The sequence below is a fragment of the Alloyangia pacifica genome, from assembly GCF_900116195.1.
In the GTDB taxonomy this organism is placed as follows: domain Bacteria; phylum Pseudomonadota; class Alphaproteobacteria; order Rhodobacterales; family Rhodobacteraceae; genus Salipiger; species Salipiger pacificus.
On the sequence record NZ_FOZW01000003.1, the window covers coordinates 240091 to 252378 of the forward strand.

10 protein-coding genes are annotated in these 12288 nt (G+C 66.1%); all 10 read right to left on the reverse strand.

From position 1 onward, the window contains the following. Positions 1–31 precede the first annotated feature (31 nt). Positions 32–3904, reverse strand: coding sequence for a non-ribosomal peptide synthetase (locus tag BM397_RS08395; protein WP_092422871.1), 3873 nt, complete (start codon positions 3902–3904; stop codon positions 32–34). 4 nt (positions 3905–3908) lie between these two features. Then, positions 3909–4145 (reverse strand): phosphopantetheine-binding protein, encoded by a 237-nt coding sequence (locus BM397_RS08400; protein ID WP_092422873.1) that lies wholly within the window; start codon positions 4143–4145, stop codon positions 3909–3911. Beyond that, the gene (locus BM397_RS08405; protein WP_092422875.1) at positions 4142–5770 is read right to left on the reverse strand and encodes a (2,3-dihydroxybenzoyl)adenylate synthase; all 1629 of its coding nucleotides are present in this window, start codon (positions 5768–5770) and stop codon (positions 4142–4144) included. The genes BM397_RS08400 and BM397_RS08405 overlap by 4 nt, the downstream gene beginning before the upstream one ends. Before the next feature lie 128 nt (positions 5771–5898). Continuing rightward, positions 5899–6318, reverse strand: coding sequence for a DMT family transporter (locus BM397_RS08410; protein ID WP_092422877.1), 420 nt, complete (start codon positions 6316–6318; stop codon positions 5899–5901). Continuing rightward, complete coding sequence (locus BM397_RS08415) at positions 6315–6818, reverse strand: DMT family transporter (RefSeq protein WP_092422879.1); 504 nt, start codon at positions 6816–6818, stop codon at positions 6315–6317. The genes BM397_RS08410 and BM397_RS08415 overlap by 4 nt, the downstream gene beginning before the upstream one ends. 380 nt (positions 6819–7198) lie before the next feature. Then, the gene (locus tag BM397_RS08420) at positions 7199–8665 is read right to left on the reverse strand and encodes an NAD(P)/FAD-dependent oxidoreductase (RefSeq protein ID WP_245696035.1); all 1467 of its coding nucleotides are present in this window, start codon (positions 8663–8665) and stop codon (positions 7199–7201) included. Further along, positions 8556–9875, reverse strand: coding sequence for an NAD(P)/FAD-dependent oxidoreductase (locus tag BM397_RS08425; RefSeq protein WP_092422881.1), 1320 nt, complete (start codon positions 9873–9875; stop codon positions 8556–8558). The genes BM397_RS08420 and BM397_RS08425 overlap by 110 nt, the downstream gene beginning before the upstream one ends. A 130-nt stretch (positions 9876–10005) precedes the next feature. Next, on the reverse strand, positions 10006–10752 hold the full coding sequence (locus BM397_RS08430) for an amino acid ABC transporter ATP-binding protein (protein WP_092422883.1): 747 nt from the start codon (positions 10750–10752) through the stop codon (positions 10006–10008). Continuing rightward, positions 10749–11564 (reverse strand): amino acid ABC transporter permease, encoded by an 816-nt coding sequence (locus tag BM397_RS08435; protein ID WP_218124857.1) that lies wholly within the window; start codon positions 11562–11564, stop codon positions 10749–10751. Before BM397_RS08435 ends, BM397_RS08430 begins: the two co-directional genes overlap by 4 nt. Beyond that, on the reverse strand, positions 11561–12280 hold the full coding sequence (locus BM397_RS08440; protein WP_092422885.1) for an amino acid ABC transporter permease: 720 nt from the start codon (positions 12278–12280) through the stop codon (positions 11561–11563). Before BM397_RS08440 ends, BM397_RS08435 begins: the two co-directional genes overlap by 4 nt. Positions 12281–12288: the final 8 nt, after the last annotated feature.

The window sequence follows — 12288 nt, forward strand, 5'->3', positions numbered from 1 at the left end:
AATATCTCCACAACCCTGGCCGCCACCCAGCTCAGGCGCGACGTCTCTGACCCGCGCCCTCCGCCTCGGCCTGCAGCATGCGCTCCGAGATTGCCGGCCCCAGCCCCTCCGCGGCCACCTGCGAAACCATCTCGGGATGCAGCAGCGGCAGGTCGATCGCCTCGACATGCGCGGCATGCGCGTCCCATAGCCCCGCGTGCAGGTCACGCCCGGCGTGATCGCGCGCGGCGCGGACGTGCAGAAGCGTTCCACCGAAACGGCGCTGTTCGTGGTTGCGGATCAACCGGTTGGTGCCGGTGACAAGCTGCACCACCGCGTCGAGCACCGCGTCGGGAAGGCTGCCGAGCGGCGTGCCGCCCTGCTTGAGGAAGCCCACCACCGACGCGCGGCTGTCGAGTTCCGGATGACTGTCCGGGTCATGCCCGGCGATTGCCAGAAGCGCACGCAGCGCCTCGGCGTCCGACAGTTCCGGCTCGGCGCGCCAGCACTCGGCGGGGTAGCTGTCGAGCATGGCAACGAGCCCCGGGACACGTCCCCGCGCGGCCAGCTCCACCGCGATCTCCTGCGCGAGGATGCCGCCCACGGACCAGCCCGCGAGGTGGATCATCCCCTGCGGGGCCTGCGCCTCGATCCGATCTGCATAGTCCGCCGCAAGCGTGCGCAGGCTGCCCGGCAGCGGCTCGCCGGTCAGGAGCGGCGATTGCACCGCAAAGACCGGACGCGGCGCCGTCAGCGCGCGCGCCAACCGCCGGTAGCCCCAGCCCAATCCGCCCGCCGGGTGCAGGATGAAGAGCGGCGCGCCCTCCCCCTCGGCCAGCGGCAGCAGCGGCGCGAGGCCCGCGCGCGCCGTGTCGGCCATCTCCAGCGCCCGGGCAAGCTGCGCAAGGCCCGGCGTTTCGAAGATCTGTCCCAGTCCCGGATCCTGGCCGAAGGTCACCTCGATGCGGAAGCTGAGCGTCAGCGCCGTCAGGCTGTCACCACCCAGATCGAAGAAATCCGCCTCGCGGCCCGGCGTCTGAGGCAGGTGCAGCACTTCGCGGTAGAGCGCTGCCAGACGTTCCTCGACCGGGCCCACGGGCGGCGTGCCTTTCGGCATCTCCAGTACCGGCGCGGGCAGCGCCTTACGGTCGAGCTTGCCCGAGCTGGTCATCGGCCAGCTCTCCAGCGCGACCACCGCCGAGGGCACCATATGAGACGGCAGCGCGGTCGCCAGCTCCGCCGTGAGCGGCGAACTGTCGAAGTCGGGCCCGGTCAGCACATAGGCCACGAGGCGGGGATCCGCGCCGCCATCGGCGCGGGCGATGACCACGGCGTCGCGCACGAGGCCCGTCGCCTTGATCGCACCCTCGATCTCCCCCGGTTCGATCCGCATGCCGCGGATCTTCACCTGATGATCGGCCCGGCCTGCGTAGACGACTGCGCCATCGGGCCGCAGGGTCGCCACGTCGCCCGTGGCATAGAGCCGTTCGCCCGGGCGGAAGGGATCGGGAATGAAGCGCTCCTCGGTCAGGTCCGGCCGTCCGAGATAGCCCCGCGCCAGCTGCACCCCGCCGAGATAGAGCTGCCCCTGCACCCCCGGAGGCACCGGGCGCATCCGCGCATCAAGCACCATCACGCGGGTGTTCCACACCGGGAAGCCGATGGGCAGCGGCAGGCTGTCGTCCTCGGGCGCGGCGTCCCAATAGGTCACGTCCACCGCCGCCTCGGTCGGACCGTAGAGGTTGTGCAACTGGGCCTTCACGCGAGCGTGGAAGCGGGTGCGATGCTCGGCGGTCAGCGCCTCGCCCGAGCAGAAGACGCGGGTCAGCTCGAGCCCCTCGGAGGCCGGTGCCTCGAGGAAGGCTGAGAGCATCGAGGGCACGAAATGCATCGTGGTGATGCCTTTCTCCTGCACCAGCCGGGCGATGGCCGAGGGATCGCGATGCGCGCCCGGCTCGGCAAAAACCAGCGTGCCGCCGCAGAGGTAGGGCAGGAACAACTCCCAGACCGAGACGTCGAAGGTGGTCGGGGTTTTCTGCAGGATGACGTCCCGCGCACCAATGCCGTAGTGATCGCGCATCCACAGCAGCCGGTTCACGATGGCCCGGTGCTCGATCATCACCCCCTTGGGCTCGCCGGTGGAGCCGGAGGTGAAGAGGATATAGGCCAGATCACCCGGCGTGGTGCCGGGATCGGGGGCTTCGCCCGTTCCGGGCCATGCCTCGGGCGCGAAGGGGGCCATTCCGCCCGCATCGAGATCGCCTTCGGCCAGCAGCGCCACCGCGCCGGTGCGTTCAAGCAGCGCGGCGAGGCGCGCGGGCGGGTTCTCGGGGTCGAGCGGCACATAGGCCGCCCCGGCGCGCAGGATCGCAAGCAGCGCCACCGCCAGATGCTCCGAGCGCGGCAGCGCCGTCGCCACCACCTTGCCCGGCCCGGCGCCCCGTGCGCGCAGGACGGCCGCGAGGGCCGCCGAGCGGCGATCCAGCTCGGCGTAGCTGAGGGTCGTGCCCCCGAAGACCACCGCCGGCGCGTCCGGCGTGGCACGCATCTGCGCGCATATGAGGTCGGTGAGCGTGACCTGCGGAATCGGATGGTCGGTGGTATTGACGGCCTGCACCGCCCAGCGTTGCTCGGCGGGCGTCAGGGTGGGCACCTCCGCCAACCGGTCCGCGCCGAGCGCGGCGGTGAGGAAGACGGCGAGCCGGTCAAGATGTGCGCGTGCTTCCTCGGCGCTGTAGAGCGCAGGATTGCTGTCGATCTCCAGCGAGAGCGAGGCAATCGCATCGCCCCGGAAGGTCGCGGTGATATCATCCACCGCCCCGGCCCCGAGGATGTGCAGCTGCGCTTCAAGCCCGGCAAATTTCGGCGGCATGTCAAACGGCTGGACGTTGATCAGCGGGCCGTAGAGGCGGGCATCTATGGCGGTGCGGCGCAGGTCACGGCGCAGCTGTTCCGAGCGGTAGCGTCCATGCTTGCGCAGGGCACCGAGGCGCTGCGCCTCGGCCTGCAGCAGCTCCGGCAGCGGCAGATCCTCGTCGGGATCACAGCGGTAGGGCAACACGTTCATCCACATGCAGGGCACGCGCGCGGCCCTGCTGCCCATCCGGCCCATGAAGGGCAGGCCGAAAACCCGTTCACCCGTCCCGGAGACTCGCGAGAAATAGGCGGCGGTCAGCACGGTGAGCGCATCCGGCCAGCCCACCCGCGCCGCTTTCGCAAGGGATTTCAGCCCCTCGCAGAACGCCGGTGAAAGCTCCAGCCGCGCGCGGTCGAAGCGGACCGAGGACACCGCCCGCCCCTCGGACGGACCGGCGACGGTTTCCAGCCCGCGCATCTCGCCCTGCCAGAATGCGGCGTCCTCGGCGCGGCGGTCAGATGCGCGATAGGCCGCGTCCTCTTCCAGCACCGGTTCAAGTGCCGGGAAGACGCTCGGGGTCTTGCCGGTTTCTTCCGCCGAGTAGAGCTCGCCCACCCGGTTGGTCAGCAGCACGATGCCGAAGCCGTCGGTGGCGAGATGGTGGATCCTCTCGTACCAGAAGGCGCGCTCCGGCCCGAGCAGGTAGAGCACGAAGTGCCCAGCCTGTTCCTGGGCCAGATCAACGGCGCGCCCACTGTCGGCCTGCATACGGGCCTGAGCCTCGCGCTCGGGATCGTCCGCGCCCGAGAGGTCGACCACCTCAAGCAGCGGCCCGGCCTCGGCCAGCCACTGCCGCGGCGCGCCGCCCTCCATACCGAAGCGGAGGCGCAGAGCCGGGCTCTGCGCAACCGCCGCGTCGAAGGCGCGGGTGAAGCGCGGCACGTCGAGCGGACCGAGAAGCTCGATGTACTGGCCACAGTTGAAGATCGGGTTCGCGCGGTCGAGCGCCTGTGCGTACCACAGGCCCTCCTGCGCCTCGGTCAGCGGAAAGGCCGCGCGCCCCGTCATGGCGTCAAACCCCTGCGGTCTGCGAGGCGACCACGCCCCACCAGCCGGAAAAGGTCTGGTGTTCCCAGATCTCCGAGAGATCCGCGTCCTCGGCCTCGTCCTGCCAGGTCATGACCAGCGACATAAGCCGCATGGAATCCAGCCCGAGATCGAAGAGATTGGCCTCGTCGGTGATCTCTGCGGCATCGATCTCCAGCGCCTCGGCGATATCGGCGCGCATCTTCTCCTGCGTGAGGCTCATGCGGCGTCTCCTTTTTCCAGGTATTTCTCTTTCAGCGCGGCGCGCAGCGCCTTGCGGCTGACCTTGCCCACGGCGGTGGTCTCGAATTCGGGCACGAAGACGATCTGGTCAGGCACCTTGAACTCGGCGATGCCACGTCCCCGGACAAAGGCCTTGAGATCCCTGGGCTGAACCTCCCCTTCCTCGGACCGCACCACGAAGGCGCAGGTCTTCTCGCCGAGGAACTTGTCGGGCAGCGCCACCACAGCAGCGTCGAAGACGCCTTCGTGTGCGATCAGGTGATCTTCGACCTCTTCCGCCGAGATCTTCTCGCCCGCGCGGTTGATGTGGTCTCCGGCCCGGCCGCGCACCTCGAGATAGCCACCGGGCAGGCGCCGCACCACGTCGCCGGTGCGGTAGAAGCCGTCGGGGGTGAAGCTGCGGGCATTGGCCGAGGGCTCCTCGTGATAGCCGCGGATCGTGTAGGGCCCGCGGGTGTAGAGGTTGCCCGGTTCTCCCTCCGGCACCGGCTGGCCCTCGTCGTCGAGCACCAGAACTTCGTCGTCGGGGCTGATCGGGCGGCCTTGCGTGTGGGTGATGATCTCTTCGGGATCGTCGAGCCTTGTGTAGTTCACCAGCCCCTCGGCCATGCCGAAGACCTGCTGCAGCGTGCAGCCGAGCACGGGGCGGACCTTCGCCGCCGCCTCGGGAATGAACTTCGCCCCGCCGACGCCCAGCACCTGCAGGCTCGACAGGTCGTGCTTGCTGCGCGGCGCGGCCTGCATCCAGAGCAGCGCCAGCGGCGGCACGAGGCCGGTGATCGTCACGCCATGCTCGGCGATAAGGCGGAAGGCGACCTCGGGCTGCGGATTGGGACTCATAACCACGGTGCCGCCCACGTGCAGCGCGCCGAGGTATCCGGGCGAGCTCATCGGGAAGTTATGCGCCGCGGGCAGCGCGCAGAGATACACGCTTCCCTCGCTCAGACCGCAGATCTCGGCGGAGCCGCGGACGCTGTAGAGATAGTCGTCATGGGTGCGGGGGATCAGCTTCGGCAGGCCGGTGGAGCCGCCGGAGATCTGCAGGAAGGCGACGTCACGCGGGTTGCGCGGAACGGGGGTGGTCAGCCCCTCGTCGCCGAGGATGTCGAAGCCGATGAATTCGGCGGCCTCACCCGCCACGATCACATGCTCGACGCCGTCGACCTCGGCCAGCACCTTGCGCGCCAGCGGCAGGTAATCGAAGCCGTCGTGCCGGTCCGCCACCACATAGGCACGGGCGCCGGATCTGGATGCGAGATGCAGCACCTCGGTCTCGCGGTGCGCGGGCAGGGCGTAGACCGGAACGAGCCCGGCGTAGAACAGCCCGAAGATGGTTGCGAGGAACTCCGCCCGGTTCGGCAGTTGCACCAACACCCGGTCTCCCGGCTCCAGCCCGAGCCCGGCAAACCCCTCCGCGGCGATGCGGGCGCGGCGGGCCAGCTCGGAATAGCTCCAGCGGGACTCACCGGCGACGAGCGCAAGGCGCGGACCGAAGTTCGCGTCGAGCCGGTCGAGCATCTGGCCAAAGGTCTCACCCTGCCAGTAGCCCTTCTCCACGTAGCGTTTCTCGAAGGCCTCGGGCCAGATCTGCCGGGGAGTGCTCATGGTCTTGTCGCCTCTGACTGTTCCTGCGCCACCGGCTCAGCGGCAACGTCGCATCTGCGCTACCAATCACTACAAAAACAGTCAACTTACAAGGCCGTGTGTTTCGGTCGGAAATGCCGCGCGCGGGGTCAGGCGCGGCGGCTCAGGTATACCCCGAAGAGGATCAGCACGACCCCCGCAAGCTGCAGCGAGAGCATCGCATCGACGCCGCGCAGCAAATCCAGCGCCACGCTCGACAGCATCTGTCCGGCGACCAGCAGCCCGCCGGTCAGCGCCGCTCCCAGTCGCGGAATCAGCCAGCTGCCGCCGGCCACGAAGATCACGCCGATCGCCCCACCGACCCAGGCGAACCAATGCGCCGTCGCCGCCTCGGACGGCCAAAGGCTACCGGCGATCAGCGCACAGGGCACCAGCACGGCAAAGCCGACGAAATGATTCCAGAAGGAGGACTGCATCGCCGAGGTCGACAGCGCCAGCCGCCCGTTGAGCTGCCGCGACAGCGTCACCAGCATGCCCGAGCAGATGCCGAGAAGGATCATCCAGATCATCCCGCGTTCCCCCGTGCAAAGATGATCAGCAGGGTGCCCACGATGATCGACGCCAGTGCCAGAAGATCGTTGCGACGGGGCAACCGCCGCTCCAGCCCGAGCGCGCCGAAGCAGTCGAAAAGCAGCGCCAGAACCACCTGCCCCGCGAGGCCCAGCGCCATGGTGCCGGTCAGCGCGAGGGACGAGTTTACCACCACCGTCGAGATGATCACCGTCAGCGCCCCGGAGATGCCGCCGAGATAGGCCCAGATCGGCGCGCGCCCCGAAGCCCCGCGCCGCCGCGCCGGCCAGCGGATCCAGAAGACAAGCAGCAGCAGCGCCGCCACCACCGAACCGACGCCATGGGCCGTGAGAGAGGCAAAGATCGGCGTGGTATGCGCCGCCATCATGCCATTGCTGAGCAGCATGAGCGTGAGCAGCGCCCCGGCGCAGAGCGCCGCGCAGATCTCGAGCGGATGCGGCCTGCGCGGCCCTTCGGAAATGGTCGTGCTTGCGGCCATGTCGTCTCCTGCAACCTTGGGTAAGCTTCCCCTTCCTTATCCATCAACTGTGGCGGACGTAAGGGCCTCGGTAGCGCATGTCGGGACAACGGCAGCTTCGCGGGGTTGGTCCCCACGACGTCAAGCCACCGCAACTGCCGCGCACTTGCGACAGTCACGGTGCGGCAGTTCCAGCTGCCATGGCGGGTCGCTAGACGGCGCACATGACCCTGTCGGGCCTTTCATCGTGGCAGGATCCACGCCATGCGTGCGGCCTCCGCTGGGGCGGCAACGCGCGATTCCCCAAGTGGCATTTGCCGGTCGCTGCGTTGCCGCTGTCTGAAAAGGTCGGGACGCTGGTCATCCCGTCACGAGGTCACCTTCTCACACATGTTCACCGTTCAAGCGCTGTATCTCTTGCGCAGACGGCTGATGCTGAACACGCTCGGATCTACCTTTGGCGTATCGCCGGTCACCAGGTCGGCGACCAGCTCGCCGGCACCCGGTCCGATGCCGAACCCGTGCCCCGAGAAGCCTGATGCCATGAAGAAACCCGGTCTCGACTCCACCGGAGATATCACCGGGATCGCATCGGGCGTCGCATCCATCACGCCGGACCATTCGTTCAGAACCCGCGCCTTGGCAAAGGCCGGAAACTGGCGAGAGAGGTTCCTCAGCGCTTTGCGAGTGAAGCCGGGAACGCTGGGCGGATCCATGGTTCGGCAGTGCTCGAAGACCGTTTCCTCGGTGGGTTGCCATCTGCGCTTCTGCGCAAGTTCCCGGAAGAAGGCGTTGTCGAGGCGCAGGCTGAGCTCGCGCCAGGTTTGCAGGTAGGTCGGAGCGAAATCGCGTAGCAGACGTAGGTGATCGGGTGTCAACGGCGCCAGGTTCAGATTTCGCACGGCGATGGTGAAGCTGCCGTCGAGACGCTTTCGGAAGGCGAAATCCTCGGCACCGACCGGCATGTCGGTCAGCCCCTCCACACCATCGACCCGGGCGACCGGGCCGATGACCTTCAGCTGAGGGAAGTCGATGCCGAAGTTGCCCGCAAAAAGCCGGGACCAGATGCCGCCCGCCAGCACGACGGCCTGGCAGCGGATTTCGCCACGCTCGGTCACGACCGCGCTGACACGGCCCGCCGAAGTCTCGACGCTACGCACCGCGCATTGTGTGACGATGCGCGCGCCAAGTTCGCGTGCGGCCTCGGCCATGGCGGGCACGGCGATCCAGGGCTCGGCGCGCCCGTCGGACCCGGTGTGCAGAACGCCCAGCAGGGTCCCGGTATTGCCGGGCATCCGCTCGGCGATCTCGGTACGCGTCAGCATCCGCGCATCGAGACCGTGGCGCTGGCCGATTTCGGCCCATTTCATCCAGTTCTTCAGCTCTCGCTTCGTGTAGGAGAGGTACGAAATGCCGCTGCGACGCCAACCGGTCTCGCGGTTGATGCGTGCATTCATTCGTGACCACAGGTCGACGGAATGCATGCACAGCGGCAATTCGCGCTCATCGCGGCCCATCTGCCGGGTCCAGCCCCAGTTCCGCGAGGATTGTTCGCCCGCGATGACGCCCTTTTCGCAAAGGCAGACGGAAACACCGCGTTCGGCCAGCTCCAGCGCGGCCGTCACGCCGATGATGCCGCCCCCGATGATGACGACATCGACGGCATCCGGAAGCCCGTCATCGCCCTGAAACGGGGCAACCGGAATCGAGAGTTTGCTCATGTTCATTTTCGATTTGTGAGTTTCGGTCAGGCAATGCTCAGGAGCCGCGGGGACGGTCGATGAAATCGCGCAGCCGATACCATCCGGTAAAGGCGGGGAGGAACCAAGGCTTGCCCGAGTAGAAGGGCACAGCCGTGAACTTCTCACGATCAAAGGCCGAGGGCTGGTTCTGCTGATTCAGGATCTTCCGCGCCATCTGGTGACCCAGATACGTCATCAATGCGACACCGTTGCCATTGCAGCCGATGGTGAAATGCGCGTTGTCGCGTTCGCCGATATGGGCGATCTTGTCCCGGGTCATCGCCACACTGCCGATCCAGGAGTGGGTGATCTTCACGCCTTCGAGCTGGGGCCAGATGGCCAACATGCGGGCGTAGATGCGCTTGGCGGCACGACGCTCGTTCATGTCAAGCGCTCCGGGACGGGACCCGAAAAGAAGCCGCGTGCCATCAGGCGAGACCCGGGCATAGATCAGGTCACGGCGGCTGTCGGAGACCATGCGGCCATCGCGGATCAGCTCCGCCAGCAAGTCCGCGGGCAGCGCCTCGGTCGCAATCTGGTAGCTTTTCACCGGGACGACACGGCTGGCCAGTTCCGGCGTGGTGTCCTTGTGGGTGTAGCCGTTGGTCGCCACGATCACGTCGTCGGTGCGGATCTCGCCGCGGCTGGTCGGCACGATCTTGGTGCCATTCGGGCCGTCCTTGGTGATGCCTGCGCGCGCATTCGAGCGCAGCAGGACCCCGGCCGCCTTGGCCCGTTCGCGCAGGGCACGGTGATACATGCCGGGATGCAGCCCGCCATATTCGTCGATCACGATGCCGCCGTGGTAATAGTCCGAGCCGATCACCGAGCGTTGCGCCTCGCGCGGGATCTGGTGGACATGTACGCCGGTCTTCTCCTGCAGAAGCTGTCCGTGACGTTTGAGAATCTCGTAATCCTTGGCCGCATGAGCCCCGAAGAACCGGCCGCTCAAGGTCAGGCCTGCATCCAGCTTCTCGGTCTCGATCAGGGTTTTGAGGAAGTCGAAACTTTCGTTGCTTTCGCCGATCAACCGCGAGACCAGAGCCGGGTCAATGCCCCTGATGGCGCCGCCGACAACCAGTTTCTGACCGCTTGAAACCATGCCACCTGACCGGGTCGAGCAGCCTTCACCAATGCGGTCGCAGTCGAGAACAACCACGGATTTTCCCGCGCGCGCCAGGTGGGTCGCCGCGTTCAGCCCGGCATAGCCGGACCCGACGATCACCACGTCGGACTGGGCAGGCAACGGATCGAGATTGGTTTCGGGGGCGGCGGCTTCCCACCAGTAGGGGGTATCCTTGAAATCTTCGGCATAGATATCGTCGTATCGGGCCATGGCGTGTCGGGCCCCGAGGGGCTCGCCTTTCGGTAGAGTTTGAGAAGCGGGCCGCCTTGCGCAGGCGGCAAGGCGGAACCGATTTTTGTGACTTCTGTCGGGTCCGATCGGACCGCGACGGAAATGGCTTTCAGAGAACCTGTCCCAGGAATTCCCGGGTCCGGGGATCGCGCGGATTGGCGAAGAATTCCGCCGGTGGCGCATCCTCGACGATCTTGCCGTGGTCGGTGAAGCAGACGTGGTGCGAGACTTCGCGCGCGAAACCCATCTCATGGGTGACCAGCACGCAGGTCAGACCTTCCTCCACCAGTTCGCGGATGTTGAACAGCACATCCTTCACCGTTTCCGGGTCAAGCGCGGCCGTGACCTCGTCGAACAGGATGACATCGGGCTGCATTGCAAGCGCGCGCGCGATGGCGACACGCTGCTGCTGGCCGCCCGACAGTTGGCCGGGATAGCTGTCGGCCTTGTGGCCCAGCCGAACCTTGTCGAGAAGCTTGCGTGCGCGGTCCTCAACCTCGGCGCGATCATGGCCCAGCACCTGAATCGGCGCCATCATCACGTTTTCCAGCGCGGTCTTGTGCGGGAAGAGGTTGTATTGCTGGAACACCATCGCGACCTGATGGCGCAGCGGGCGCATCGCCTTCTCCGTCTTCAGCGAATGAACCTGGTGCTGACCGACGCGGATCGTACCTCGGTCGATTGGCATCAGCCCATTCATGCAGCGCAGGATCGTCGACTTGCCAGAGCCCGAAGGGCCGATGATGCAGACAGCTTCGCCTTTGCGGACGGTCAGGTCGATACCGTTGAGAACGTTGAACTTACCGAAGGACTTGTGGATGTCCTTGATCTCGATGAGAGCTTCGGGATGGGTCATATATTGTCTCCCTTCACTGCCCGTTCCAAACGGCGTGCGAAGACAGCGATCGGGTAGCAGTAGGCAAAGAACATGAAGAGTACGGTGAGATAGAAGTAGACGAGCGCGCGCTCGCTTTCCATCGCGAGTGAAGTGTTCAGAATTGTCAGAACGTCCTGAATCCCGGTCACGGTTGCTAGCGCCGTGGCGATCATCAGCAGGGCGTAGAGGTTCATCCAGCCGGGGATCATGCGCCGAAACGCCTGCGGGAGGATGACGTGCATGTAGATCTGTCGGGTCGAGTAGCCGAGCGACCGTGCCGCCTCCCACTGACCACTGTGGATCGACTGCACCGCGCCACGAATGACCTCGGAGAAGTTCGCCGCCGTCGGCAATGCAAGCCCGATCACCGCCTTCATGAAGGGTGGGAAGGGGATCACCATGCCGAAGACCCTGATCTCGTAGGGGATGATGTAAAGCATCGCGAACAGCAGAACGAGCCAGGGCGAGTTCCGCAGGAAGTTCATCACCAGGAAGGCCGGCAGACGGATCACGGCGCGCTGCGCCAATGTGGCGATGCCCATGATCGTGCCGAGCGCGGTCGCCACCGCCATGGAGGCGATCGACAGAAGGACGTTCAGGATGAACCCGCCGGTGACCGGCCAGCCATCGCCAGATCCGGTCAACAGCAGAGGCAGACGCACGCCCACACGCGCCCAGTGTTCGTCACCGCCAGTTGCGGCATCGACGATAATCCAAACGACGACCGCGGCCGCGAGCAAGAACAGAACAGACTTCTTCTTGGCGTCATAGGAAAGTTGTGCGGTCATCATGATGCGGCCTTTCCGTATCCGGGGAACGCCATCCAGCGTTCAAGCCGTGCCATCAGGTAAGTCAGGATCGAGACGAGCGTGACGTAAATCACCAGCACCAGGATCATGACCTCCATGGTGCGGAAGTTGTCGTTGTAGATCTGCCCGGCGTAATACATCAGCTCCGGCACCGTGATCACCGAGGCCTGCGACGTCGTCTTGAACAGGTTGCTCAGGATGTTGGTCAGCGCGGGAAGACTGATCCGCGTGGCGATGGGGGCCTCGATGCGCCAGAATCGTGCCCAGCGGCTGTAGCCCAGCGCCTGACCCGCTTCGATGATGGCGCGCGGCATCGTTTCGATGCCCGACCGGAAGGCCTCGATCGCGAGTGCCCCGCCGAACAGGCTCAACGAGATCGCGGCACAGGCGAAGGCGCTCAGGAGCGGCATTGAAAGCCCGGTGTCCGGGTCGGTGACCTGCAAGCCCAGCGTCGAGAGGGTAAAATAGGCAAAGAGCATCTGCAGCAGCGGCGGCGTGTTGCGGAACACTTCGACGAAGAGCTCGATCAATGCGTCGAGCCAGGCGATCCGCAGCGTCAGAGCAAGAGCCCCAAGCATTCCGATCAGGGTAGCGGCGATCGAAGAGATCGCCGCCAGTTTCAGGGTGTTGATCACACCTACAACCAACCAGCTCTGGTAAGCAGGGTCGGCGAGCCATGAATAATCGAGATCAAGCAAGAGCTGTC

Coding starts and splice junctions, on each gene's coding strand:
- BM397_RS08395 (WP_092422871.1), bottom strand. CDS start 3,904: ATGACGGGGCGCGCGGCCTTTCCGCTGACCGAGGCGCAGGAGGGCCTG.
- BM397_RS08400 (WP_092422873.1), bottom strand. CDS start 4,145: ATGAGCCTCACGCAGGAGAAGATGCGCGCCGATATCGCCGAGGCGCTG.
- BM397_RS08405 (WP_092422875.1), bottom strand. CDS start 5,770: ATGAGCACTCCCCGGCAGATCTGGCCCGAGGCCTTCGAGAAACGCTAC.
- BM397_RS08410 (WP_092422877.1), bottom strand. CDS start 6,318: ATGATCTGGATGATCCTTCTCGGCATCTGCTCGGGCATGCTGGTGACG.
- BM397_RS08415 (WP_092422879.1), bottom strand. CDS start 6,818: ATGGCCGCAAGCACGACCATTTCCGAAGGGCCGCGCAGGCCGCATCCG.
- BM397_RS08425 (WP_092422881.1), bottom strand. CDS start 9,875: ATGGCCCGATACGACGATATCTATGCCGAAGATTTCAAGGATACCCCC.
- BM397_RS08430 (WP_092422883.1), bottom strand. CDS start 10,752: ATGACCCATCCCGAAGCTCTCATCGAGATCAAGGACATCCACAAGTCC.
- BM397_RS08435 (WP_218124857.1), bottom strand. CDS start 11,564: ATGATGACCGCACAACTTTCCTATGACGCCAAGAAGAAGTCTGTTCTG.